Source organism: Comamonas sp. BIGb0152, from assembly GCF_024809975.1.
Taxonomy (GTDB): domain Bacteria; phylum Pseudomonadota; class Gammaproteobacteria; order Burkholderiales; family Burkholderiaceae_C; genus Comamonas.
In genome coordinates this window covers 576,305-600,598 of record NZ_JANUDY010000002.1, presented here as the reverse complement: position 1 = coordinate 600,598, position 24,294 = coordinate 576,305, and the positions used below count along the sequence as shown (strand labels likewise).

Annotated in this window: 19 protein-coding genes; 5 read left to right on the top strand and 14 right to left on the bottom strand. The window is 62.3% G+C overall.

What is annotated here, in order from left to right:
* Nucleotides 1-268: 268 nt before the first annotated feature.
* The 3 genes from M2375_RS06160 to bioB all read left to right on the top strand — a co-directional run bounded on the left by M2375_RS06160 (nt 269) and on the right by bioB (nt 2,721).
* Nucleotides 269-736 (top strand): VOC family protein, encoded by a 468-nt coding sequence (locus M2375_RS06160; RefSeq protein WP_259164594.1) that lies wholly within the window; start codon nt 269-271, stop codon nt 734-736.
* Between the two features lie 13 nt (nt 737-749).
* Entirely contained in the window at nt 750-1,169 is a 420-nt protein-coding gene (locus M2375_RS06155) for a glyoxalase superfamily protein (protein ID WP_259164593.1), read from the top strand.
* 508 nt (nt 1,170-1,677) lie between these two features.
* Entirely contained in the window at nt 1,678-2,721 is a 1,044-nt protein-coding gene (gene bioB / locus M2375_RS06150; RefSeq protein ID WP_259164592.1) for a biotin synthase BioB, read from the top strand.
* A gap of 91 nt (nt 2,722-2,812) precedes the next feature.
* On the opposite strand, the gene M2375_RS06145 is transcribed toward bioB, so the two are convergent.
* Nucleotides 2,813-3,868 (bottom strand): quinone-dependent dihydroorotate dehydrogenase, encoded by a 1,056-nt coding sequence (locus M2375_RS06145; protein ID WP_259164590.1) that lies wholly within the window; start codon nt 3,866-3,868, stop codon nt 2,813-2,815.
* Nucleotides 3,869-3,922: 54 nt separating this feature from the next.
* Between M2375_RS06145 and rpiA the strand changes: the two genes are divergently transcribed.
* Nucleotides 3,923-4,594, top strand: a complete 672-nt coding sequence (gene rpiA / locus M2375_RS06140) for a ribose-5-phosphate isomerase RpiA (RefSeq protein ID WP_259164588.1) — start codon at nt 3,923-3,925, stop codon at nt 4,592-4,594.
* An 81-nt stretch (nt 4,595-4,675) separates the two neighbouring features.
* Here the strand turns inward: rpiA and M2375_RS06135 are convergent, their stop codons facing one another.
* The 13 genes from M2375_RS06135 to M2375_RS06075 form a co-directional block, all read right to left on the bottom strand.
* Entirely contained in the window at nt 4,676-5,335 is a 660-nt protein-coding gene (locus M2375_RS06135; protein ID WP_259164587.1) for a glutaredoxin family protein, read from the bottom strand.
* Nucleotides 5,336-5,437: 102 nt separating this feature from the next.
* Nucleotides 5,438-7,495: a M3 family metallopeptidase gene (locus M2375_RS06130; protein ID WP_259164586.1), complete on the bottom strand. Its 2,058-nt coding sequence runs from the start codon at nt 7,493-7,495 to the stop codon at nt 5,438-5,440.
* A 203-nt stretch (nt 7,496-7,698) separates the two neighbouring features.
* On the bottom strand, nt 7,699-8,547 hold the full coding sequence (folD, locus tag M2375_RS06125) for a bifunctional methylenetetrahydrofolate dehydrogenase/methenyltetrahydrofolate cyclohydrolase FolD (protein WP_259164585.1): 849 nt from the start codon (nt 8,545-8,547) through the stop codon (nt 7,699-7,701).
* Nucleotides 8,548-8,708: 161 nt separating this feature from the next.
* The gene (locus M2375_RS06120) at nt 8,709-9,341 is read right to left on the bottom strand and encodes a response regulator transcription factor (RefSeq protein ID WP_259164584.1); all 633 of its coding nucleotides are present in this window, start codon (nt 9,339-9,341) and stop codon (nt 8,709-8,711) included.
* Nucleotides 9,342-9,377: 36 nt separating this feature from the next.
* Entirely contained in the window at nt 9,378-11,837 is a 2,460-nt protein-coding gene (locus M2375_RS06115; RefSeq protein ID WP_404979283.1) for a PAS domain S-box protein, read from the bottom strand.
* Between the two features lie 244 nt (nt 11,838-12,081).
* Nucleotides 12,082-13,428 (bottom strand): carbohydrate porin, encoded by a 1,347-nt coding sequence (locus M2375_RS06110; RefSeq protein ID WP_259164583.1) that lies wholly within the window; start codon nt 13,426-13,428, stop codon nt 12,082-12,084.
* A gap of 132 nt (nt 13,429-13,560) precedes the next feature.
* Nucleotides 13,561-14,403 carry a 5-deoxy-glucuronate isomerase gene (iolB, locus tag M2375_RS06105; RefSeq protein ID WP_259164582.1) on the bottom strand — a complete coding sequence of 281 codons (843 nt, stop codon included), beginning with the start codon at nt 14,401-14,403 and terminating at the stop codon, nt 13,561-13,563.
* 1 nt (nt 14,404) lies between these two features.
* Nucleotides 14,405-15,331 carry a myo-inosose-2 dehydratase gene (iolE, locus tag M2375_RS06100; RefSeq protein WP_259164581.1) on the bottom strand — a complete coding sequence of 309 codons (927 nt, stop codon included), beginning with the start codon at nt 15,329-15,331 and terminating at the stop codon, nt 14,405-14,407.
* A 26-nt stretch (nt 15,332-15,357) separates the two neighbouring features.
* Nucleotides 15,358-17,217, bottom strand: a complete 1,860-nt coding sequence (gene iolD, locus M2375_RS06095) for a 3D-(3,5/4)-trihydroxycyclohexane-1,2-dione acylhydrolase (decyclizing) (protein WP_259164580.1) — start codon at nt 17,215-17,217, stop codon at nt 15,358-15,360.
* A gap of 10 nt (nt 17,218-17,227) precedes the next feature.
* Nucleotides 17,228-19,210, bottom strand: a complete 1,983-nt coding sequence (gene iolC, locus M2375_RS06090; protein WP_259164579.1) for a 5-dehydro-2-deoxygluconokinase — start codon at nt 19,208-19,210, stop codon at nt 17,228-17,230.
* A 217-nt stretch (nt 19,211-19,427) separates the two neighbouring features.
* Entirely contained in the window at nt 19,428-20,432 is a 1,005-nt protein-coding gene (locus M2375_RS06085) for an ABC transporter permease (protein ID WP_259164578.1), read from the bottom strand.
* A 25-nt stretch (nt 20,433-20,457) separates the two neighbouring features.
* Nucleotides 20,458-22,008, bottom strand: a complete 1,551-nt coding sequence (locus M2375_RS06080) for a sugar ABC transporter ATP-binding protein (RefSeq protein ID WP_259164577.1) — start codon at nt 22,006-22,008, stop codon at nt 20,458-20,460.
* Nucleotides 22,009-22,147: 139 nt separating this feature from the next.
* The gene (locus M2375_RS06075) at nt 22,148-23,113 is read right to left on the bottom strand and encodes a sugar ABC transporter substrate-binding protein (protein WP_259164576.1); all 966 of its coding nucleotides are present in this window, start codon (nt 23,111-23,113) and stop codon (nt 22,148-22,150) included.
* A 163-nt stretch (nt 23,114-23,276) separates the two neighbouring features.
* Between M2375_RS06075 and iolG the strand changes: the two genes are divergently transcribed.
* Complete coding sequence (iolG, locus tag M2375_RS06070) at nt 23,277-24,281, top strand: inositol 2-dehydrogenase (protein ID WP_259164575.1); 1,005 nt, start codon at nt 23,277-23,279, stop codon at nt 24,279-24,281.
* Nucleotides 24,282-24,294 lie beyond the last annotated feature (13 nt).

The window sequence follows — 24,294 nt, the reverse complement described above, 5'->3', positions numbered from 1 at the left end:
AGCGAGACGCTGCCTAAAAAATCATTGAAATATAGTAATACGCTATTCGATGATTGAGTCTTGTTAATTGTAGTTATTAAGGGAAAACACTGTGCACCTTTCTGCCATGGTTTTAGCAGCAATGTGTAAACGGTGTGGAGCAATTCATACAGAAGCAGGGAGGCCCTGGCGCGGACCTGGGGTCGCGATTGGCACCGCCAGCGGTCCCAAGCCTTGGCACAATGGCTGCTGCACACGCATTACACATTCAAGTGAAGGAGCCACAGGCATGTCCGCGCAACGTCCATTTAAGGTATTGGGAATTCAGCAGGTCGCCATTGGCGGCACTGACAAGGAACGCATGAAAAAACTCTGGGTGGAGATGCTGGGTCTGTCACAAATATCTACGTTTCGCAGTGAGCGCGAGAATGTCGATGAGGACATTCTGGCCATGGGCAAGGGCGCGTTCGCCGTTGAGGTGGACATCATGCAGCCGCTCGATATCGACAAAAAACCTGCCGTGCATGCCACCCCGCTCAACCATATCGGCCTGTGGATTGACGACCTGCCAAAAGCGGTGGAATGGCTGAGCGCCCAAGGCGTGCGCTTTGCGCCAGGGGGCATCCGCCCAGGCGCTGCCGGCCATGACATCTGCTTTCTGCACCCCAAGAGCAACGACGAGTTCCCCATTGCCGGCGAAGGGGTGTTGATCGAGTTGGTGCAAGCCCCCGCCGATGTGATTGCCGCCTTGTCTTGAGAGGAGCGCAACCATGGCCGAAACCCCTTTGTTCAACAACTGCGTGGTCCCCGTGCTGCGCAGCTTTGACGACCAGCGAGCCAGCGAGTTCTACCAAGGCTTTTTGGGCTTTGTGCAGGATTGGACACACCGCTTTGGCGATGACTTCCCGCTTTACCAGCAGCTCAGTCTGCGTAGCCCCGCTGGCCAAGCATGCGTGCTGCACCTGAGCGAGCACCATGGCGATGCCTGCCCCGGCAGTACGGTGCGCATCGCCTGGTCGCAGCTCCAGGCTTTTCAGCAAAGCCTGATCGCTAAAAACTACCGCCATGCCAAGCCGGGGCTGCAGTCCATGCCCTGGGGCATGCTGGAGATGCGCATTGCCGATCCCTTTGGCAACCACCTGGTGTTTTTTGAAGATCTGCCGCCTTCGTCAGAGCACGTGGCCAGCTGATCTGGCCCCCGGCAAACCCACAGCCGCCTCACCCCTGGCGGCTTTTTTACGCCTGGCCTGGCGCGCAGCCCAGCGGCACCCGCCTGGTGCTGGCAAAGACCCTTGGTGCTGCTGGGGCTAAAGCAGCGCTGCGCCGTCAATAAGCTCCCAAATACTGCCAAGGCGGATCGCAAAAATCCAGCGCTGGAGTGGGGTACCAGGCCTGCAAGGCGTTCTGCGCTGTCTCCGCTCCCTTAACTGCTTGCAACTGGCTGTCTTGTTGCCGCCACCGACCAGGGCCAGCCTTGCAAAATGCGCGCGGTTGGCACTGCAATAGCAGCTGTTGCACGGATGCACTGTCTTCTTGCCGGCAACATGCCTTCAACAGCGCGTTAAATTAAGCGCAGCGCAAATCTGCCATGGCATGCGTTGGCCGGCGCTGGCCCATCACCCACAGAAGCGCTGGCCTTGTACACAATAAGTGCCATACCCAGGCATTCCGCACTGGATAGCGATTCAGGAGGCGTCCATGTCCAGCACAGCAACACCAGAACCAGCACCCGCACCAGCCATTGGCACCGCAAGCCTTCATTGGCACCGCAGAACCGAGGCGACGGTACCACCCGCCCCAGAGCCCTGGCCCATGGCCCAAGTGCAGGCGCTGTTTGACCTGCCGTTTATGGTGCTGATGCGCCGTGCACAGGCCGTGCACGAGGTGCATTGGCCTGCAGGCGATATCGAACTGGCCACTTTGCTGTCCGTCAAGACCGGGGGCTGCCCCGAAAACTGTGGTTACTGCCCGCAGTCGGCTGCGTATGAGACAGGGGTCAAGGCCGACAAGCTGATGGACCTTGCCGAGGTCACCCGCGCCGCCCAAGCGGCCAAGGATGCCGGGGCCAGCCGCTTTTGCATGGGCGCTGCCTGGCGCGCGCCCAAGGACCGGGATATTGCGCAGGTCAGCGCGATGATTGCTGCTGTCAAGGCGCTGGGGTTGCAAAGCTGTGCCACCTTGGGGATGTTGGCAGCCCACCAAGCACAGGCGCTGAGCGAGGCAGGGCTGGACTACTACAACCACAACCTGGACACCGGGCCGGCGTACTACCGCGATGTGGTCAGCACGCGGCAGTACCAAGAGCGGCTCGATACATTGGCCCATGTCCGGGCCGCAGGCATCAGCGTGTGCTGCGGCGGCATTGTGGGCATGGGCGAGACGCCGGTGGACCGCGCGGCACTGCTGGCCCAGTTGGCCAATATGCAGCCTTATCCGGAGTCGGTGCCCATCAACAGCCTGGTGCGCGTGCCCGGCACGCCCTTGGCGGACAGCGAGCCCGTCGACCCGCTGGATTTTGTCCGCGTGATTGCCGTCGCCCGCATTGTGATGCCCCAGGCCCGCATACGCCTGTCAGCCGGCCGCCAGCAGCTGGGCGAGGCCGTGCAAACGCTGTGCTTTATGGCCGGCGCCAATTCCATCTTTTATGGCGACAAGCTGCTGGTCACCGGCAACCCGGAGGCGGATAGCGATGCACGGCTGCTGGCCAAGCTGGGCCTTGCCAGCCTGAAAGTGGCGAGCTGAAGGCAGGGGCGGCTGCCTGCCCGGGTCGGAGGCGGATGCAAAAAAGGCCAGCAAACGCTGCTGGCCTCGTGCTGGCTCTGCGGTCTGTGGATCAGCGGCCGCTGGCTTGCGCCTTCAGCGCCTGCGCGATCTCGGTGACCAAAGCCGGGCCCCGGTAGATCAAACCGGTATAGATCTGCACCACATCCGCACCGGCCTTGATTTTCTCCACGGCATCGGCCCCGCTCAAGATGCCGCCTACACCGATGATGGGAAACTGCGGGCCAAGCGCTGCGCGCAGTTGGCGGACCACCGCATTGCTGGCCTCAAACACGGGCCTACCCGAGAGACCGCCCGCTTCCTGCGCATGCGGCAGGCCTTGCACGGCATCGCGGCTGATGGTGGTGTTGGTGGCGATCACGCCGTCCATGCCATGGGCCTTGAGGCTGTTGGCAATCACGCTGACCTGCTCTTCGGTCAGATCGGGGGCGATCTTCAAAAACACCGGCTTGTGCTGGCCATGCGCGCGCGTCAGCTGCTCGCGGCGCTGCACGAGGGCGCTGAGCAGCGCGTCCAGCGCCTCATCGCTTTGCAGTGCGCGCAGGTTCTTGGTATTGGGCGAGCTAATATTGACCGTGATGTAGTCCGCGTGGGGGTAAACGGCATCCAGGCACAGCAGGTAGTCGATGGTGGCGTTTTCAATCGGGGTGGCGGCATTCTTGCCAATATTGAGTCCCAGCAGCAGCGGTGAGGCCTGCTTGCGGAACTGGGCCTTCTTCACATTGGTCACAAAAGCGGCCAAGCCCTCGTTGTTGAAACCCAGGCGGTTGATCAGCGCATCGCGCTCAGGGATACGGAACATGCGCGGCTTGGGGTTGCCAGGCTGTGCCAAGGGCGTGACCGTGCCCACCTCGACAAAGCCAAAGCCCATGGCACCCAGGCCATCGATGGCGCGTGCGTTTTTGTCCAAACCCGCAGCCATACCCACGCGGTTGGGAAACTGCAGCCCCGCCAAAGTGATGGGGTCGCTCACCCGGCTCTGGCGCCAGGCGCAGGCCAGCGGGGTGTTCTGGCCCTTGGCCAGCATGTCCATCGTGAAGTCATGGGCCGCTTCTGGCTGCATGCCAAACAGAACGGCGCGGGAGAGGGAGTAGGGGATCAGGGACATGGGATGGGATAATCAAGGCGTTGTTTGTATTTTCGCTGATCTGATCGCACTACCATGACACAAGACGAATTAAAGGCCGAGGTTGGCCGCGCAGCTCTGCAATATGTGGTTGCCGGAGAAATCGTAGGCGTGGGCACCGGCTCCACCGTGAACAAGTTCATTGATGCGCTGGCATCCATCAAGGACCAGATCCCCGGCGCTGTCTCCAGCTCCGTAGCCAGTACCGAACGCCTGCAGGCGCTGGGCATCAAGGTGTTTGACGCCAATGAAGTCGAGCGTCTTGCGGTCTACATCGACGGTGCCGATGAAATCGACCACCAGGGCTTTATGGTCAAGGGCGGCGGTGCGGCCTTGACGCGCGAGAAGATCGTGGCGGCCCTGGCTGACCGCTTTATCTGCATTGCCGATGGCTCCAAGCAGGTGCAAACCTTGGGTGTTTTCCCCTTGCCGGTGGAAGTCATCCCGATGGCGGCGACCCAGATTGCGCGCCGTTTTGCGGGCAAGGGCGGCCAGGCCACCTTGCGTCTCAAGGACGGCCAGCCGCTGGTGACCGACAACGGCCAGCACATCCTTGATGTCACGGGCCTGGCGATTGCCGATCCTGCCGCCTTTGAATCGGAAGTGAACCAATGGCCAGGCGTGGTCACGGTCGGCGTGTTCGCCCTCCAGAAGGCCTCCGTCTGCCTGCTGGGCACCGAGCAGGGCGTGCAGACCCTGGAGTTTTAAAGTACCCAGGCGCTCAAAAACAATGGCCCGACCCAGGCGATGCCGGGTCGGGCCATTGTTTTGTGTGCGCAATGCTGGTGCTTAGAAAACGATGCCTGTCGGATTGTTTGGGGTGACCCGCTGAGGCTCGACATTGGGGCTGCCCGATGGGGCAGCGCCGCCGGCTTCCGCTGGCTGCGTACCCGCTGGGGCGGTCGGCGCAATCACCTTGGGAATCATCGGCTGCGCAGGCGCTGGCCGGTAGCTGGAAGGCAGTTTGGATTGCGCGGGGTAGCCAGCGGCATCCAGGTAAGCGCTCCAGTCGTTCTCGTTGAAGCCGCTCAGGTGCTGGCTGCCCAAGGTGGCGAAGGGGATCGTGCCATCAGCGTTGAGCTTGCGCAGCGCCTGGATCTCTTGGTTGGAGGTGACCGTTTTTTCCGCAAAGGGTACGCCACGGCTCAACAGGTAGCGGCGTGCGGTGTCGCAGGCGCCGCAGTCCTTGCTGGTGTAGAAGGTCAGGGGGTACTTGGTGGCGGCTTGCTTGACCTCAAGGGGCAAGTCATTGAGCCGTGTGCCCGCAGGTTCGGTGACGGCGCCCGTCGATACCGATTGGCTCGGTGTATCCGCGGTGGGCGCACGGTCCGAAAACGTGACCCTTCCATCCGGCCCCACGATGCGGTACACCGCTTGTGCGTTTGCCAAGCCAGCGGCGCAGGCCAGTGCGGTGCCGACCAGCATGCTGCCCAAAGCCATTGTCTTCATGCGTTTCCCTCTCTATAGCTGTTGTGGCGCCATTATGCCTGGGTGGCACCGAGGCTGGTTACCGCCTGCAAGCACCCGCCAAGGTGCCCGACAGGCATGCGCTCAGGCGCCCAGTGGCTCGGCCATGCCCTGGTGGCGAAGCAGGGCATCGAGCTGGGGCTCGCGGCCACGGAAGGCCTTGAACGACTCCATGGCTGGGCGGCTGCCACCGGCTTCCAAAATGGCGTGCAGGTAGCGCTGGCCGACCTCGCGGTCCACCACATCGCTGCTGCCGCGCTGCTTCGCCGCTTCTTCAAAGCTGGCAAAGGCATCGGCTGATAGCACCTCAGCCCACTTGTAGCTGTAGTAGCCCGCGGCATAGCCACCGGCGAAGACATGGGTGAAGGTGTTGGGCATGCGGTTGAAGTCAGGCTGGTCGAGCACGGCCACCTGGCGGCGCACATCGCGCATCACGCCATAAATGGCATCCGCGTTGATGCCGTCACCCGACAGTTCGGTATGGATACGCATGTCAAACAGCGAGAACTCGATCTGGCGCAAGGTCTGCATGCCCGATTGGAAATTCTTGGCCGCAATCATCTTGTCGTACAGTGCGCGTGGCAGTGGCTCGCCGGTGTCCACGTGGGCGGTCATATGGCGCAGCACTTCCCACTCCCAGCAGAAGTTCTCCATGAACTGGCTGGGCAGCTCGACCGCATCCCACTCCACACCACCAATGCCGGAGACATCGCGCTCGTTGACCTGCGTGAGCATGTGGTGCAGGCCGTGGCCGGTTTCATGGAAGAGAGTGATGACGTCATCGTGCGTCAAAAGAGCCGGCTTGCCATCGACGCCCGCTGCAAAGTTGCACACCAGGTGGGCAATCGGGGTTTGCAGCTGGCCGTTGTCGGGGCGCAGCCAGCGGGTGCGCACATCGTCCATCCAGGCGCCGCCGCGCTTGCCGTTGCGGGCAGGGGGGTCCAGGTAGAACTGGCCGACCAGCACGCCATCGCGCTCGATGCGGTAGAAGGCCACATCCTGGTTCCAGACGGGGGCCAGGTCAGCCTTGATCTGCACACCAAACAAGGTCTCGACAATGCGGAACAGGCCCGCCAGCACCTTGGGCGCCGGGAAGTACTGCTTGAGCTCCTGCTCGCTGAAGGCGTAGCGCGCTTCTTTCAGGTGCTCGCCGATGTAGCCCCAGTCCCAGGCCTGCGGATCACTCAGGCCCAGCTCGGTGCGGGCATAGTCGCGCAGGTCTTGCACATCTTTTTGGCCATAGGGCTTGGCCTTGCTGGCCAGCTCCTGCAAAAACGCCATCACCTGGGCTGAGGACTGCGCCATCTTGGGCGCTACCGACAGCTCGCCAAAGCTGGGGTAGCCCAGCAGATGCGCTTCTTGCTCACGGATTTTCAAGATATCGACCATCAGCGGCGTGTTGTCCAGCTTGCTATCGCCAAATTCACTGGCCCGCGTGGTGTAGGCGCGGTAGAGCTTTTCGCGCAGCGCGCTGCTCTTGGCAAACTGCATCACCGGCAGGTAGCTGGGGATCTTCAAGGTCAGCTTGTAGCCAGGCTTGTCGTCCGCCTGAGCAGCTGCACGGGCGGCCTGAATGACGTCCTGCGGCACGCCAGCCAGCTCGCTCAGTTCTGCATAGTAGGCAAACTGGTCGGTCGAGTCCATCGCGTTCTCGCTGTACTTCTGGCAAGCGATGGCGCTTTTCTCTTGCAGCGCTGCATAGGTCTCGCGCGCTTGGCCTTGCAGCTCGGCACCGCCCAGCACAAAGTTGCGCATGGCGTTGTCCCAGGCCTGTTTTTGCTCGCTATTCAAGCTTGCCGGGTCGATGGCCTTGTACTTGGCATACAGCGCTTCGTCGGCACCCAGCTGCGTCCAAAAAGCGGTGACTTTGGGCATCTCTGCGTTGTAGGCGGCACGCAATTCAGGGGTATCGGCGACCGAGTTGAGGTGGCCGACCATGCCCCAGGCACGGCCCAGCTTTTCGGTGGTGACGTCGAGCACCTTGGCGATCTCGTTCCATTGCGCAGGAAAGTCGGGCGCCGTCACTGTCTTGAGGGCCGCTTCACTCTCAACCAGAAGCTGGTCAATGGCGGGAGCAATGTGTTCAGGTTGAACCTGGTCAAAGCGGGGCAGGCCGCTGAAGTCGAGCAATGGATTGGTCATGGTGCTGTCTATATGGGGCCGATGAGCCCGCAATCAATGCCATGTTGGCACAGGCTGCGAGGCATGATGGCGCTTGGGTCATTGCCTTTCATTTAAGCACAAAAAAAGCTGCTGGCACCTGCAACGCGGATGCCAACAGCTATCGTTTTCATAGTTTTACCGCAGCGCCAAATCGCTGCGGGATCGAGGCGATTTTGGGGAGATCAGGCGCGCTCGGCCGACTCCAGGGTGTTGACCATCAGCATGGTGATGGTCATGGGCCCCACGCCACCGGGCACGGGGGTGATGTAACCGGCCACCTCTTTGACACCGTCAAAATCCACATCGCCGCAGAGCTTGCCTTCGGCATTGCGGTTCATGCCCACATCGATCACCACGGCACCGGGCTTGACCATGTCGGCAGTCAGCACGTTCAGCTTGCCAACGGCGGCCACGACGATGTCGGCCTGGCGGGTCATTGCCGCCAGGTCAGCGGTGCCGCTGTGGGTGATGGTGACGGTGGCGTTGGCCGCCAGCAGCATCATGGCCATGGGCTTGCCCACGATGTTGGAGCGGCCAATCACCACCGCATGCTTGCCGCGCAGGTCCTTCATGCCAATCGATTCGAGCATTTTCATGCAGCCGTAAGGGGTGCAGGCCTTGAAGCCCACTTCACCGACCATCAAGGCACCGGCGCTGGCCACATGGAAGCCGTCCACATCCTTGCTGGGCGAGATGGCTTCGATGACCTTGTGGTCATCGATGTGCTTGGGCAGCGGCAGCTGCACCAGGATGCCATGGATGCTGGGGTCGTTGTTCAACGCCTCCACGCGGGCCAGCAACTCGGCCTCGGTCATGCTGGCATCGTATTTCTCCAGCACCGAGTGAAAGCCACACTCTTCGCAGGACTTGACCTTGTTGCGCACATACACCTGGCTGGCCTGGTTGTCGCCCACCAAGATGACCGCCAGGCCGGGAACGATGCCCTTGGTCTTGAGCTGGTCGGCCCGCGCCTTGACATCGGCACGCAGTTGCTGGGAAAGGGCCTTGCCATCGATCAATTGAGCAGTCATGTGGTCATCCAAAAAGGTTGCGCGTTGTCCAAGAGCCGGGCGAGCCCCCAGCACGGTGCGCGGAATTGAAAAATGCGCCGTACCGGAGCCGGTACAGGCGCATTGCGCTATGAATAGCGTCGCTAAAGCGTCATTCTCAGGGCGCGAAGGCCGCTAATTTATCACGATGCCTTGGCTGCTGCATTCGAGCCCAGGGCAATCTTGAGCAGATCGGCCACGGTATTGGCACCCAGCTTTTCCATGATGTTGGCACGGTGTGCCTCCACCGTCTTGATGCTGATGCCCAGGTCATCGGCGATCTGCTTGTTCAAGCGGCCGGCCACAATGCGCTCAAGCACTTGCGACTCGCGGCCGGTGAGCTTGGCCAGCAGCGCATCGCGGCTGGCCGCTTGCTGGTGGCCGGCGAAGGCATCGCGCGCCTGGTCGAGCATGCGCTCCACCAAAGCATCGAGCTGGGCCTCGTCAAAAGGCTTTTGGATGAAATCCATTGCGCCTTTTTTCATCGTGTCCACCGCCATCGGCACATCGCCGTGGCCGGTAATGAAGACGATGGGCAGCGGCGACTTGTTTTCGATCAAACGGTCTTGCAGCTCCAACCCGCTCATGCCACCCATGCGGATGTCGACAATCAGGCATGCAACTTCGCGAGCGTCGTAGCGTGCCAAAAAGGACTCGGCCGAATCAAAGCAGCGTACGCGGTAATCTTTGCCTTCCAGCAGCCATTGAAGCGAGTCACGAACCGCTTCATCATCATCGACTACGTAGACCGTGCCCTTTTTGGGGATCAAGCTCATGCACAATTCCTTCTATCAGTGTTGGTATAGCGCTGGCTAATCAGCCGATTCCGCTTGGGAGGCCACCGGAATCCAGAAGCTGAAATTACAGCCTGTCACCTCTGGCCCATTGTAGAGGTTCTCGGCCTGCATCCGGCCATGGTGAGATTCCACAATACTGCGACACAGATTGAGGCCGATTCCCATACCTTCACTCTTGGTAGAGAAGAAGGCCTGGAACAATCGCTCCAGTGCCTCGGGTGACAGACCGCGCCCTGTATCTTGAACGGAAAACTCTATCACATCCGTGGCCTCGATTTTTCGAGGAACCACACGAAGCTCGACCATGCGCTGGTGCGCCGGACGCTCGGCATTGGCAATGGATTCGGCACCGTTCTTCATCAGATTGATCAGCACCTGTTCAATCAGAATGCTGTCCACCTGCACCTTGGGCAGGCGGGCTGCCACATGGTAAGAGAGCCGCACATTGTGGCGCTTGAGCTCGATCGAGCCCAGCTCCACCGCTTCGCTCACGATATCGCCGACATCGGCCAGCGCGCGGTTGGGTTCGCTGCGTTTGACAAAGGAGCGGATGCGGTGGATCACCTGCCCGGCACGCTGTGCCTGGTGGGCGGTCTTCTCCAGCGCGCCTAACAGGGCTTCCTCGCTCAGGCTGCCGTTCTTGACGCGGGTGATCATGCCCGAGCAGTAGTTGCTGATCGCTGACAGCGGCTGGTTCAACTCATGGGCCACGCTGGAAGCCATCTCGCCCATGGTCACCAGGCGGCTCACCGTGGCGGCTTTCTCGGCCTGGCGTGCGGATTGCTCTTCGGCATGGCGGCGCGGGGTGATGTCGGTGGCGATCACCATCTGCGCCAGGCGACCATCAACCCAGTTGAGGTAGCGCGAGCGCACTTCCAGCCATTTGCCCAGCTCGGCAATGTAGATCTCGGCATTGCCGCTGACGGCGGTCGTGATCTCGTCACTGGGCAGGCCCATCAGCCCGTCTTCATCGTCCATGCTGGTGCTGGCATTGCTGTTGCTTGGCAGCACGCCAGCCTGCGCCACCAATTGCAGATGGCCCACCGTTTGCGAGCCAAACCATTGGCGGTAGAGCTTGTTGGCAAACAGCAGCTCGGCGCTGCCCAGCGGCGCGACCGAGACCGAGGCATCCAGCGCCTCCAGCACGATGGTGAAACGCTCATACGAGGCCGACAGCTGCTCGCGGATGCGGTTGGGCTCGGTGATGTCGGTCATCGAGGTCATCCAGCCGGTCTGGCGGCCGTGGCCATCGATCAGCGGCGAGACATAGAGGCGCGCTTCGAACATGGAGCCGTTCTTGCGCTTGACCCGCATCTGAAAGCCACCGGGAAACACCTTGCCGCTCATCTCGTCGATCAGCATGTCGTGGTAGGTGCTCTGGTCACCCTCGGGCCAATAGGGGTAGGGCGGGAGCTTGCCCACCAGCTCTTCTTCGCTCCAGCCGGTCATCTGGCAAAAGGCGGCATTCACATAAGAGATGCGGCCTTGCAGATCGAGCGCGCGCATGCCCGTGAGCACGCTGTTTTCCATCGCGCGGCGGAAATTGGTCTCGCCCTGCAGGGCTTCTTGGGCGCGGATGCGCTTGCGGGTGTGGCGCCAGGTTGCCACCAGCAGCCAGGCCGTCATAAAGCTCAGCACACAGACCAGCCAGAACAGGCCGTTGCTGACCAGGCCGAGCGAGGTGTGGTAGCCCTGTGCGCGCAGTTTCAAGCTGTTGCCCACCGGTGCCACCGGCATATCAAACTCGTTGGGTACGGCGCGCCAAGGCAGCAGCCGCTGGGCGGCGAGGCGGGGGGTGAGCGGTGTCCCGGCCAGGGTGGTGCCTTTGCCATCTTGCAAAGTGACGGCGTAGCGCGCCAGGATCTCGGTGGGGGTGCCATAGCGCAGCAGGTTCTCGATCGAGAACTCGGCCAGCAGCACGCCGCCAAAGCGGCCCTTCTGGCTGATGGGCACTTCCAGCAGCAGCATGGGCGCGGTCTCGGTGGTCGCCAGCGGCTGGGAGAACACCGGTTGCTGCAGGTCACGGGCCATGTCAAAGAGCTCCAGCAACTCCTTTTTCTGGATCACCTCGTCCAGCGTGAGCAGGTTCTCGGCCGCCACACTGGGGCCAAACTGCGTCGCGCGCACTTGGCGCGCGCTGTCAATCCAGGTCAGGGCCTGCAGCTCGGCGTACTGGCTGATCAGGGTATCGGCCCGGTCGTTGAAGCCATTTTTGTCGACGTCCTGGTTGCCCACATCGCGGGCAAGACGCATCAGCTGCTCCTGGCGTTCGGACAGCCGCAGGCGGATGCGCTGCTGCGCATATTCCACGTCCCGGCGCATGGCTTCGCGCTCGCGCTCCAGCTCCTCGCTGCGCAGGTACCAAAATGCCGCCACGATGGCAATGAAAAACATCACCACCGCCACCAAGGGGGCAATGGCGGCATAGCGGTCCTGACGCGAAGGTGACAGCCCGCGCCACCAGGTCTGCCACATCTGCACCAAGCGGGGGCGACTAGGGCTGGATGGGGTGGCGGAGCGCTCGGTCGAATTCATGGCCGCAAGTGTAGACGAGGGCAGGATGAACTCGCCTTCAGTACGGATCACTGCGAGCGGCATCGGACAGAAATTCTAGGGATGGGCCCCATCCGCCAAGTCCCGGTTTGCGCCGAGGCATGCGCTGCGTTCTGTACGGCTTAGCTGCGCCTGCGGCCTGCCAAGCCGGGGGTGGCCCCGGGATTCAGTCCCACCAAACTTCTGCCTGGATGCCAAAACTGGTGGCGCTGCTGCGGCCCTTGGCACCAAAGCTGCTGGAGTTCGCACGGGCAGCTGCCTGGTTCCAGTTCGCATGGGTGACGTAGAGCCGCAGCTCCGGGCGCGTCCAGAAGTCGGTGTTCGGCGAGAAGGCCAGGGCCAGGGTGGCCTTGTTGAGGGTTTGCAGAGGCTGGTTTTTGCTACTGCGCCGGGTCGTGCCAAATTCAGCCAGCAGCTTGGTGTACTGCGCGATGCCATACGACATCCTGCCCCCGAGTGAGAAATCCCGGGTTGCTGCGCTGTGGTCTGGGCGCACGGATTGAAAGCCGACCAAGGCTTGCCCGCCCCATTTTCCGCGTTGAAATTGGAGCGTATCGAGTAGGCGGTACTGTCGCGCGCCGGCTTGCTGCGCCGCATTGGCCACGAAAGCCCCAGGCGTCGCAGGCACAGGCACAGGCTCCGATCCGAAGCTGGCAGCGTTTTGGAGGCTGCTGAGCCCCAGGTTGTAGAACTTGCCGTTGATCGCGGCGTGCCCGCTGGAGGTCTGCAGGACCACGGTATTGTTCAACCCGGGCGTCAGAAAGTCTTTTTGCTGGTGCATCAGTCCGAGGGCTGCCCCGTTGCGCCCTTGGGCGAAGTCGCCAGACACCATGGCGGCTGTCAGGGTGAGCTTGCCATTGTGGTTGCTGGGAATGTCTTGCCATTGCAGGTTAAAGCGCTTGGCCTTGTTGGGGTTGCCACCCTTGTTGTCAATGGAGTCGGCGGTATAGACGGCGGCATTGAGCCGGCCCAGGCCGCCCAAAGCGATGTCATCGATACCGGCGCCGTAGTTGTCACCGTCTTCTACCACCCAGTGGTCAACCAGGTGTACATCCTGGATGCGGTGGTAACGCTGGCCTGCCCAGAAAGTGGCGGTGCTGCCCAAAATACCGCTGAGCGAGACATAGGCCTGGGCGGTGCCGCTTTTGCCGTTGTAGAGGGTGGGCATATAGAAAACCCCCAGCTTGATGCCGTCCCCAAAGGCGAATTTCTTGCCAATGCCGAACTCCAGGTAGTTGTCGCCTTCGTTACCAAGGCGGTATTTCTGCAGATCCCCACCGAGCGAATAACCGCCCTTGGGCTGGCCGCTGGAGGCCCCGTAGGCACCCCCACGGCCATAGCCCCAGAACTCAAGCCCCGTTGCTTCATGGATCTTGCTGACGAGCTCCTTGGTGGGATCACGGCGCTCGGGCTGTGCAGGCGCGTTCGACGGAAGCTGCAACGCTTGGGCCGCGCCCGGCATGCAGGCCAATAGCAGCATGGCAGCAGGTAGATGGTCTAGCCTTTTCCTCATGGCGTTCTCCTTCGTTGGTCAAAGTTGGGGGAAATCACACGGTGTCTTCAGGCAAACGCATCCCCTGCGCCACCGGTGCAGGCCGGTGTCGATGGAAGCGGATGGAGGAAGGAGGAGGGCCGCGAAAGGGCGCTAGCTATGGGGCGTCGCGAGGCGGTCCTGGGTATCCGGCAGCAGCATCCACGCGTGCGCCGGATCGTTTTTGAATTTCCAGCAACGGCTTGGCCCAGCCATCACGTTGAGGTAATAGAGGTCGTAGCCGTGGGGCGCCACCACCGGGTGGTAGCCGCGCGGCACCATCACGGTGTCGTGGTTCTCGACCGCCATGGATTCATCGAGGCTGCGATCGTCGGTGTAGACCCGTTGAAACGCGAAGCCTTGGGGCGGATTGAGCCGGTGGTAGTAGGTTTCTTCCAGCATCGTCTCTTCGGGCAGCGCATCGCGCTCGTGCTTGTGCGGCGGATAGCTGGAGGCGTTACCCGCTGGCGTGAGCACCTCCACCACCAGCAGGTGGGCGGCGCGTGGGTCTTCCTGCGGCAGGATGTCGCAAACATGGCGGGTGTTGCTGCCCTGGCCGCGCACCGAGCGTTTCATCGCAGCTGAATCAAGCACAAACGCCCCGCGCTTTTGGCTGCCGGCAGGGGCGCTACACAGCGCTAGCTCGGCATCACGCAGCGCGTGGATGTGGATGGATGCATGGCCTGGGGCATACAGTGCTGCCGGCGATACCGGATCAAACACGCTGTCGCGTGTGCCCAATTGCCGGTAGCGCTGCGCGTCCACTTCCATGTCTACCGTGCCAGTCAGCACCACGATGCACAGCTCGCGTTCTTCGGTCGAGAAGCGCTCCGTGTCGCCTTTTTTCAGGCGCAGCACCTTGAAGCCGACATGGGCCCAGCCCGCGCGCGCAGGGGTGACGTCGACGATGGTGCGGCCTTGGGCTGCCGCTTTGATGAGAAGGGGACTGAGTGCCATGTCAGTGCACCTCCGCCTGGGTGACGCCGAGTGTGTTGACGATGCGGCGCAGGGTTTCGTAGCCTTTCTTGGCGTAGGCGTAGCTGGGCGCGACGGCCGGGTCCTGCTCGGCCTCGACCACGAGCCAGCCTTCGTAGTTGGCCTCATGCAGTGCGCTTAGCACGGCGTTGAAATCCAGGTCGCCGTCGCCTGGAACGGTGAAGGTGCCATTGAGCACCCCGGCAAGAAAAGACAAGCCTTGGTTACGCGTCTGCTGGATCACGCTTGCGCGCACGTCCTTGCAATGCACATGTGCTACGCGCTGGATGTGCTTGCGCAGCAGCGCAACCGGGTCACCCGCCCCGCCATAAAAGGCATGGCCAGTGTCAAACAGCAATGACACGCAATCGGGATCCGTCAGCGCCATCAGGCGGTCGATATCCTGCGGCGACTCCACGTAGGCGCCCATATGGTGGTGGTAGGCCAGCGTGATGCCGTACCTTATTTTTATCTGCGCGCCAAATACATTGAGGCGCGCGGCATAGGCGGCCCATTGCGCCTGGTCTGTGAAGCGGGGGCGCTTGGACAGGGGGATGTCCATGCGCCCCTGGATGGAACCCGTCACCTCGCCATACACCAGCAGCTTGCAGCCGTTGAAGTGCAGCTTTTTCAGGTGGGCGCTGCAGCGCTTGACTTCGTCCTCCACGGTGCTCTGGGCCAGGTGGCCGGAGTACCAGCCAGAGACGCAAGCCAGCCCGTACTCGGCCAAGACGGCCTTCAGTGCGGCGGGATCGCTGGGGAACTTGTTACCCAGCTCAAAGCCGGTGTAGCCAATGTCGGCGCCCTCACGCAGTGCGGTAGACAGTGGCGTATCGCCGCCCAGGGCGGGCAGGTCATCGTTCATCCAGGACAGGGGGTTGATGCCGATAGGGACGTTCCAGGGGTTCATGGCGGGCTTTCCTCTCGGGATAGGACTCACAGTTTTTGACTGCGCTTGGCACGTTCGTAGCGTGCCCGTGCATCGTTGACTTCGGCACAGGCAGACACCTCGGGGATCGCTACCTCCCACCAGCAGCCGCCGTCGGCAGTGCTGCGCTCGGCGCTGGTGTCGATCACGATCACCTGGGTGCCGCTGGCGGCACGGGCCGCAAGAAGCGCTTGGCGAAGGGCGTCGATGTTTTGTACATGCACCGCCTCTGCGCCCATGCTGCGCGCGTGTGCCGCGAAGTCGATGGCCGAGGCCGTGCCGCCTTCGGCGACACAGTCATCGAGCATGTTGTTGAAGCGGGGCGAGCCGCTGGCGCGCTGCAGCCGGTGAATGCATGCGTAGCCCCGGTTGTCCAACACCACCACCAGCAGCTTGCGGCCCAGCAGTACCGAGGTGGCGATCTCCGAATTCATCATCATGTAGGAGCCATCGCCCACCATGACGATCACTTCCTTGTCGGGCCGCGCGAGCTTGGCGCCCAGGCCGCCGGCGATCTCATAACCCATGGTGGAGTAGCCGTACTCCACGTGGTAGCCGCCCGGGGTGCTGGTGCGCCAAAGCTTGTGGAGCTCGGCCGGCAGGGTGCCGGCGGCACACACCACCATGTCGTTCGCGGCGGAGTCGGGGGCCGAGTCTTGCACCGCAGCGATGACTTCGGCGTCGCAGGGCAGCTCGCCGGGCAAGGGCGTGGTGGTCAGCTCGGTCACGCGTGCGGCCCAGTGGGCCGCAAGATCGCGGGCGCGCGCGGTCCAGGTCGGCGCTGCTTGCCAGCGGCCCAGCGCAGCATGCAGCTGTTCAAGTCCCGTGCGCGCATCAGCGACCAGTGCGCTACAGCCGCGCTTGCGGGCATCGAAACCCTGTACGTTCAAGCTCAGCATCGGCACCGGACCCCATAGGCTGTTGGAGCCCGTGGTGAAGTCCTGCAGCCGCGTGCCGATGGCAAACACCAAGTCTGCTTCTCGTGCAAGCGTGTTCGCCGCGGGGGACCCGGTCACGCCGATGGCGCCCACGTTGAGGGGATGCGCCCAGGGCAGGCTACCCTTGCCGGCCTGGGTCTCGGCAACGGGCATGCCGTAGGTCTCGGCGAAGGCGCGCAGCGCCTCCCATGCCTGGCTGTAGAGCAGCCCGCCGCCTGCGACAAGCAGCGGCCGCTGTGCGCTGCGCAGCAGGTGGATGGCATGCGCAAGCTCGTCGCCATCGGGGGGCATGCGCCGAAAGCGCAGCGTCTCGGGATGCAGGAAGTGCGCAGGACAGTCGAAAGCCTGGCTCTGCACGTCCTGCGGCAGCGCCAGGCAAACGGGGCCGCAGGTTGCCGGGTCAACCATGGTTTGGATGGCGCGGGGCAGCGCCACCAGCAGTTGTTCCGGTCGCATGATGCGGTCAAAGTACCGGGTAACGGGCCGCAGGCAATCGTTGACGCTCAGATCGCCGTGGTGGAAGTCCTCCAGCTGCTGCAGCACCGGGTCTGGCGCGCGGGAGGCGAAGATATCGCCGGGGAGCAGCAATACCGGTAAGCGATTGACATGGGCCAGCGCGGCGGAGGTCACCAGGTTGGTGGCCCCCGGGCCAATCGAGGTGGTGACCGCCAGAATTCTCTGGCGAAACTGCGCTTTTGCATAGGCTACTGCGGCATTGGCCATGCCCTGTTCGTTGTGGGCGCGCCAGGTTGGCAGAGTCTGGCGCTCTGCTGCCAGCGCTTCGCCCAGCCCTGCCACGTTGCCGTGGCCGAAGATCGAGAAAACGCCTGCGACGTAGGGTTGCAGGCTGCCGTCGGCCATTTCCACGCGCAGCGCGGCCAGGTGGCGCACCAGCGCCTGAGCCATGGTGATGCGTTGTGTCTTGCTCATGGTCTGGTCCTCAGGCGTCTTGCATCGGTGGCTGGATGCCTGTTGCGCGGCTGGCATCCCATGCTTGCACCAGCCTACGAAAGTTGCTGGCGACGTCGTGCACCAGGCGGTCGTCGTCAATCTGGTTTTTGAGCCAGCGCAGGCTGGGGCCCGTCCACAGGGTGCGCCCGACCATAAAGCCTTTGATGATCGGATTGCTTGCTTGTGCGAAGCTCCTGGCCAAATAGTCCAGCGGCTGGTTCAGGCCCAAGATCACGACACCGCGGCATGCGGGATCCCGCTCTGCAATCACTGTGGCCAGCCGGTCCCATGCACCCGAAGACAGTGGCGCTAGCTTCCACCACTCGGGCTTGAGGCCCAGGTTGTACAAGCGCTGGATGGAGCGCAGCACCAGCGCGTCGCGTTGCACCTCGGTCTGGTCTTCAGGCAGTAGTTCTGCCGGAGGCACAACCTCCAGGAGCAGTTCGTGGCCGCTGACGCGGGTGGCCTCCCACAAGGTGCGCAATTGCGCCTCTTGCTGCAGCCTGAGTGCGACGGGGTCGTCGGGATGGTAGTAGATAAGACACTTCACGACATGCTCCGCTGGCCAGTTCAGGAGTTGCGAGGCCAAAGAAGCTGTCTGGTCAAATTGCAGCGGGCGTGAAAGTGGCAGCTCCACCGGGCGACCGACGAACCAGCCCCGGCCGGTGGCGGCCGCCAGTGCATCGGCACCGTACACACCGTCGATCAGCACACCTACCCGCCCTTGCAAAGCGTGGCTGGCTTCCACCTCGGCAGTGGCTTTGACCAGCAACTGCTTGAGGGCGGGCAGGCGGGATTCATCGCAGCCGGCCTCGCGTGCCATATCGGCAAACTGGGCCCGGTGGTCAAAGGCCAGTACCACCACCGAGGGCCAGGGCGTGCGTGCGGCGGTGGTGCGGTGCAGGTGGGCCAGCTGTGCATCCGCATCGACCTTGGGATGGCGACTGCCACTGAACCAGTGCTTGAGCTCGGGCATCGTCGGCATGGCCGCCGAGCAGGCGTGGCGTGACACCACGATGGCGCCACAGGCATTGGCTTGCCTGGCGGCCTGCTGAAAATCCATGCCGCGCAACAGCCTGCTGAGCAGGCCTGCGGCGAAGGCATCTCCGGCGCCCAGAACGTTGAGTACCTCGACACGCTCACCGCGCACCGTGGGCGCATCCTCGATGCGCTCGGGCACCGCGCCAGGAATAAAGCAGCAGCCAGCCGCGCCCAGCTTGACGACCATGGCAGCGGCTGTCACACAGCGCACCGCGCGCAAAGAGGCCATCAGGTCGTCAGGCACCCCTCCGGCGATGAGAAACTCCTCTTCGGTCCCGATCAGCAGATCAAAGCGCGGCAACATCGCTTGCAGCCTGGCGGTGACTGCCGCATCGGCCACGTAGCGGTTGGCGCCTTCACCGGGCTGGGTCAGGCCCCACAACACCGGTCGGTAGTCAATGTCGAGCACCCGTAGCACGCCGTGCTGGCAGGCATGGTCCAGTGCCACGACCGACGCCTTTTGCACGGTAGGCGTGCTCAGGTGCGTTCCGGTGATCAGCAGCGCACGGCATTGCGCAATAAAGTTCCCATCGATCTGCGCGGCGTCCAGTGCCATGTCTGCGCAATTTTCACGGTAGAAGAGCAGGGGGAAGGTGTCGCGGTCCTTGATGCCCAGCAGCACAAGTGCTGTCAGGCGTTGCGCATCGGTCTGGATCTGCGAGACATCGCAGCCTTCTCGCAGCAGTGCTTCGCGCAAGAATCGGCCCATCTGCTCATCACCTACGCGCGAGATCATCGCGGTGCGCAGGCCCAGCCGGGCAGCTCCGAAGGCGATGTTGGCGGACGAGCCGCCCAGGTAGCGGGCAAAGCTGGTGGCATCCTCCAGTCTGCTGCCAATCTGCTGGGCATAGAGGTCCACCGCAAGCCGACCCAGGCAGACCAGGTCAAATCTGCGGCCCTGAGGGATGGGGAGGGTTGGGGGGCTGGTCATAGGGATGGATGAGATGGCTCAGGGTTGAACAATCCAAGGCAAGCGGCAGCCCATGGACGTGGAGGCGGGGATGCGGGCTGGGCCAAAGCAGCGCTGGCGATGGCGATTGCGCAGCCCAGGCGCTTGGCCATGGCGGCATTGCGCAAGCGCTTGGTGGCTACAGCCGCCAGCGCGTGGATGGCCGGGTGCCGCAGGGGAAAAGCTTTTTTTCTGCGCATCACTGCTTGGCACCACGGCGCGATTTAGCGTAGGTGTCGAATGCGACGGCGATCACGATGATGATGCCGATGACCACCTGCTGGTAGTAAGCGGAGACGTTCAGCATGACCAGGCCATTGAGGAGCACCCCCAGCAGCAATGACCCAATGATGGTTCCGCCCACACCGCCCAGGCCGCCAAACAGGCTGGTGCCCCCGATGACGACGGCCGCAATCACGCGCAACTCATAGGACACGCCCGCGACCGCTTCTGCCGATCCCAGGCGCGCTGCCAGAAGGAAACCGCTCAAACCCGCCAGCAGGCCCACCAGCACATAGACACTCACCAAGATGCGCTTGACGTTGAGGCCCGACAGCCGAGCGGCTTCGGGGTTGCCGCCAACCGCATAGATGGAGCGACCGTAGCGTGTATAGCGCAAGGTGATGTAGCCCAACGCGGATACAAAGATGAACACCAGCACGGGAACCGGCACACCGAACACGTTGCCGCGGCCCCACCAGCGCAGACCCTCATCAAAGCCGCTGATGGGGCCTCCGTCGTTCAGAATCAGTGTTGCCCCCCGCCAGATGGTCATGCCGCCCAGAGACACGATGAAGGGCGGCACATTGAGCCAGGTGACCGTCTTGCCCTGCAGGTAGCCCGCTGCCGTTCCTACCGCACAGGCCACGAGCAGTGCGACGAGCCAGCTCATGGGGAAGGCACCGCCCAGGGCCATGACCACGGCGGCGGCACACATCGCTGAGAATGCCAGCAAGGAGCCGACAGCCAGGTCCACGCCGCCGGTCAAGATCACACAGGTCATGCCGACAGCGATGATCCCGTAGATCGACACCTCCGTCAGAATGTTGGAGACGTTGCGCAGGGAGATGAAGCGCGGGTTTTGCGTGGCGAACAGCACAATCAGCAGCACCAGGAATAGCAATACGCCATAGCGTTCTAGGAAGGCGACGATGTCGAATTTGCGCGGTTGAGGAAGCTTGAGGGCCGCAGTGGTGTCGGTCATGCTGATTTGTCTCCGTTTTCTTGGCTCAGGCAGCCACCGCCTGTGGCGCGGGCGGCTGGGGAGCCCCCAGCGCCATCAGGTGCATCAGTTTTTCTTCGGTGGCTTCGCTACCCAACACGGAGCCGGTGATGGCACCGTTTTTAAAGGTCACAATGCGGTCGCTCACGGCCATGACTTCTGCGAGCTCCGACGAAATGACGATCACGGCCACGCCTTTGGCGGCCATGTCGAACAGCACTTGGTGAACTTCGGCCTTGGCCCCGACATCGATGCCGCGCGTCGGCTCGTCCACGATCAAGACCTTTGGATTCAGTGCCATGCAGCGAGCCAGCAAGACCTTTTGTTGGTTTCCCCCCGACAAGGTGCCAATGGTGACCTGGTCGCTGGACATCTTGATGGACAGTTTGCGGCGGTACTCCTCGATCATCCGGGTCTCTGCCGCCTCGTCGATGAACCAGCGCATCTTGCTGAGGCGGCTGAGACTGGGCAGGGTCATGTTCTGCCGGATCGAGTGCATCAGAAAGCAGCCTTGCTGCTTGCGGTCTTCTGGCACCAGAACGATTCCGGCATCGATACCGTCCCTGGGCGAGCGCAGCGTCAGTTGGTGATTCATGAGGCGAACGGTGCCGCTATCGCAGGGGTCAGCACCGAAGATCACACGCGCCATCTCGGTACGGCCGGCACCCACCAGCCCTGCAAACCCGACGATTTCGCCAGCACGCACCTGCACCGACATGTCTACCAGTGGTGTGGGGCTGGTCCCGGAAACCGCCTTCAGCCGGGTCACGCCTTCGACCATGAGGACGACCTCTCCGATGTGGTCTGGGGAGCGGCGCTTGATGCCCACCACGTCGCGGCCGACCATCTGCCGCACCAAATCTCGGACCGCCACATCGGCCACCGACCCGGTGCAGACGTATTGGCCGTCACGAAAGACAGAGTAGCGGTCGCAAATGGTTTTGACCTCGTTGAGCTTGTGCGACACATAGATGATCGCGATGGCGCGGGAGCGCAGGTTTCGGACGATGTCCAGCAGTTGCTCAACCTCACGCCCGCTCAAGGCCGCCGTGGGCTCATCCATGATGATCAGCTTGGCCTGGAAGGTCATGGCTTTGGCGATCTCGACCATCTGCTGCCTGGCCACGCTCAGCGAGCGCACTTCCGCCCTCGGGTCAAGGTCGATCTTGAGGTCCTGGATCACGCGCTCCGCGTCGGCGTAGAGCTTTGACCAATCAATCAAGCCGTGGCGCAGGGGCTCACGACCGATATACATGTTCTCCGCCACGGTCAAACCGGGTAGCAGGTTGAATTCCTGGTAGATCGTGACGATGCCTTTTTGTTGGCGCTGCATCGGGCTGTCCGTTGGGCAGAGCAGGGCGCCATCGAACTCGATGGTTCCTGCGTCCGCCGGTTGCGCACCGGCCAGGATTTTTAAGAGCGTTGACTTGCCGGCACCGTTTTCGCCGAGCAAGGCGTGCACTTCGCCTTTGGCGACATGGAGCTGCACATCGTCCAGCGCTTTGACACCGGGGAAGGATTTGCGAATCCCCCGGGCTTGTAACAAGCTGACAGTCATCTTGACTCCTTGTGCTTGGAAGGGGCGATGGCCAGGCGCTGAATGCGGTTAGGAAGGCGCTGAAGAACCTGGGCCCAGTCAGATGGATTACGAATCTCCCGAGACCGTGTGGAGACCTCGGCAGGAAGGCGCTGGCGTGCTACTTGACTTCGTTGAATCGCGCTGCCTCAGAGAGGTTGGCTTTGGTGATCAGAATCGGCGCGATGGCTGTCGACTTCATGGCCGTCTGGTCACGCAGGTGGGCCACCAGCATCTGGAGCGCGGTACGGATCTGTCGGCCAGGGCTTTGTTCGACGGTGGCGGCCATTTCCCCATCGCGCACCTTCTTGAGCGCATCGGGTGAGGCGTCATAGCCCAGCACCTGGATGCCGAGATTTGCCAGCCCTGACGATTGAATGGCTTCGGCGGCCCCCAGTGCCATGTCGTCATTGGCGGAGACGATGACTTGCGGAGGCGTGCCGCTGAGCGAGGTGAGAATGTTCAAGGTCACCGTCAGTCCCTGATCACGGGCCCAGTTCGCCGTTTGCTCGGCGACGATCTGGTACTGGGGGCCCGCTTTCGCAAAGCTGTCGTGTACGCCTTTGGCGCGATCAATCGCTGAGCTGCTGCCCGGCTGACCGGTCAAGAAGACGATGCGGGCTCCATCGGGGAAGTTCTGGATGACCCAGTCTGCCATCATCCTGCCGCCTGCGACGTTGTCTGCGCCGACATGCGCAATGTCCTGTTTGGCACCATCAACGCGGCGATCGACGGTCAGCACGGGCACCTTGTCGTCCAGCACTTCGTTCAGCGCATAGACCATGGCTTTGGCATCCGTGGGCGCAATGATGATGCCGTCCACCCCCCTGGTCAGCGCGTTAGAGACATCGGCGCTTTGTTTGGGGGAGCTTGCCTGACCATCAATCACACTGAGTTTCACCTTCAGCTTTTTTGCTTCGTCCTGCAGTTCACGGTTCATGAACACGAAGAACGGTTCCGCCATGTTGTGGAAGAGGGCCGCGATGCGCTCGTTGTCGGCGTAGGCGGGAGAGGAGGGCTGTGCCAGTGCGAGGGCTGCAACGGTGGCCACGGCATAGATCGCTTTGCGAATAGGGGTTTTACTCATAGCTTGCTCCTTGATTTATTGCTTTTATAGTAGATATAATCTATCGACATTGCAAATATTTTTCTATTTATTTTCCTAGTAGAAACCCGGTTCTATTTTCGGCAAGCCTGATCTGCACCATGGAATGGGTAGCCGTTCTCGTCGTTCTCCGCATTTTTCAACCATGAAACAAGTTGCCCTCTTTGGCGCGGGTCGCATCGGCCAGATCCATGCGTCCAACCTCGCCGCGCTGCCCGGTGTGCAGTTGCGCTATATCAGCGACCCGGTGGTCCAGAGTGCGCAATCGCTGGCCCATGCCCTGGGTGCGCAGGCAGCGTCGGTTGCGCAGGCACTGAGCGATCCTGATGTGGACGCCGTGGTCATCGCTTCACCAACCGACACGCACAGCGACCTGATCGTTCGCGCTGCAGCCGCGCGCAAGCACATCTTTTGCGAGAAGCCGGTGGATCTCTCAGTGGCGCGGGCAGAGGCGTGCGAGGCGGCCGTGCAGCAGGCCGGGGTGGCCTGCATGATGGGGTTTCAGCGCCGGTTCGATCCCACCTTCAATGCGCTCAAGCGCCGTCTGTGCGCGGGTGAGATTGGTGCGCCGGAGCTGCTCGCCATCACCAGCCGCGACCCCGCTCCGCCGCCCATTGCCTACCTTCAGCAATCGGGCGGCATCTTTCGCGACATGCTGATCCATGATTTCGACCTGTTTCGCTGGATTCTTTGCGTCGACGGAGGCGACGAAGCGGTGTGGTTAAGCGCCACAGGTGCCTGCCTTGGCGATCCAGCCATCGCCCAGGCCGGCGATATTGATACTGCCCTGGTCAGCATCCGCACGCGTTCTGGCAGGCTGTGCCAGATCAATGCATCGCGCCGCGCGGTTTATGGTTATGACCAGCGCTTTGAAGTGCTGGGCTCCAAAGGGCTGCTGGTGGCGGGCAACCACCGGGCGACCGAGGTGCTGAGGATGGATGCGGGTGGCGCACAGACCGACGGTCCGGATGCCTTCTTTTTAGAGCGCTATCGTGCAGCGTATCGGCTAGAAATTGCGCATTTCTTCGAGCAAATCCACGCCAAAAGCAGCTTTCGTACATCGATACACGATGGTGTGGCCGCGCAGAAGCTCGCCGATGCGGCGGCCCTGTCATTTGCGTCCGGCCGGCCCGTCGCGCTGGATGCATGAATGGATCTGGAAG

Excerpts from the sequence above, each read along its gene's own strand:
- M2375_RS06145 (WP_259164590.1), bottom strand. The coding sequence starts at position 3,868 with ATGTCCCTGATCCCCTACTCCCTCTCCCGCGCCGTTCTGTTTGGCATG.
- M2375_RS06115 (WP_404979283.1), bottom strand. The coding sequence starts at position 11,837 with ATGTGGCAGACCTGGTGGCGCGGGCTGTCACCTTCGCGTCAGGACCGC.
- M2375_RS06120 (WP_259164584.1), bottom strand. The coding sequence starts at position 9,341 with ATGAGCTTGATCCCCAAAAAGGGCACGGTCTACGTAGTCGATGATGAT.
- iolB (WP_259164582.1), bottom strand. The coding sequence starts at position 14,403 with ATGGCACTCAGTCCCCTTCTCATCAAAGCGGCAGCCCAAGGCCGCACC.
- iolE (WP_259164581.1), bottom strand. The coding sequence starts at position 15,331 with ATGAACCCCTGGAACGTCCCTATCGGCATCAACCCCCTGTCCTGGATG.
- M2375_RS06085 (WP_259164578.1), bottom strand. The coding sequence starts at position 20,432 with ATGACCGACACCACTGCGGCCCTCAAGCTTCCTCAACCGCGCAAATTC.
- iolD (WP_259164580.1), bottom strand. The coding sequence starts at position 17,217 with ATGAGCAAGACACAACGCATCACCATGGCTCAGGCGCTGGTGCGCCAC.
- M2375_RS06135 (WP_259164587.1), bottom strand. The coding sequence starts at position 5,335 with ATGAAGACAATGGCTTTGGGCAGCATGCTGGTCGGCACCGCACTGGCC.
- M2375_RS06110 (WP_259164583.1), bottom strand. The coding sequence starts at position 13,428 with ATGAGGAAAAGGCTAGACCATCTACCTGCTGCCATGCTGCTATTGGCC.
- M2375_RS06160 (WP_259164594.1), top strand. The coding sequence starts at position 269 with ATGTCCGCGCAACGTCCATTTAAGGTATTGGGAATTCAGCAGGTCGCC.
- iolG (WP_259164575.1), top strand. The coding sequence starts at position 23,277 with ATGAAACAAGTTGCCCTCTTTGGCGCGGGTCGCATCGGCCAGATCCAT.
- rpiA (WP_259164588.1), top strand. The coding sequence starts at position 3,923 with ATGACACAAGACGAATTAAAGGCCGAGGTTGGCCGCGCAGCTCTGCAA.
- M2375_RS06075 (WP_259164576.1), bottom strand. The coding sequence starts at position 23,113 with ATGAGTAAAACCCCTATTCGCAAAGCGATCTATGCCGTGGCCACCGTT.
- M2375_RS06155 (WP_259164593.1), top strand. The coding sequence starts at position 750 with ATGGCCGAAACCCCTTTGTTCAACAACTGCGTGGTCCCCGTGCTGCGC.
- M2375_RS06130 (WP_259164586.1), bottom strand. The coding sequence starts at position 7,495 with ATGACCAATCCATTGCTCGACTTCAGCGGCCTGCCCCGCTTTGACCAG.
- folD (WP_259164585.1), bottom strand. The coding sequence starts at position 8,547 with ATGACTGCTCAATTGATCGATGGCAAGGCCCTTTCCCAGCAACTGCGT.
- iolC (WP_259164579.1), bottom strand. The coding sequence starts at position 19,210 with ATGACCAGCCCCCCAACCCTCCCCATCCCTCAGGGCCGCAGATTTGAC.
- bioB (WP_259164592.1), top strand. The coding sequence starts at position 1,678 with ATGTCCAGCACAGCAACACCAGAACCAGCACCCGCACCAGCCATTGGC.
- M2375_RS06080 (WP_259164577.1), bottom strand. The coding sequence starts at position 22,008 with ATGACTGTCAGCTTGTTACAAGCCCGGGGGATTCGCAAATCCTTCCCC.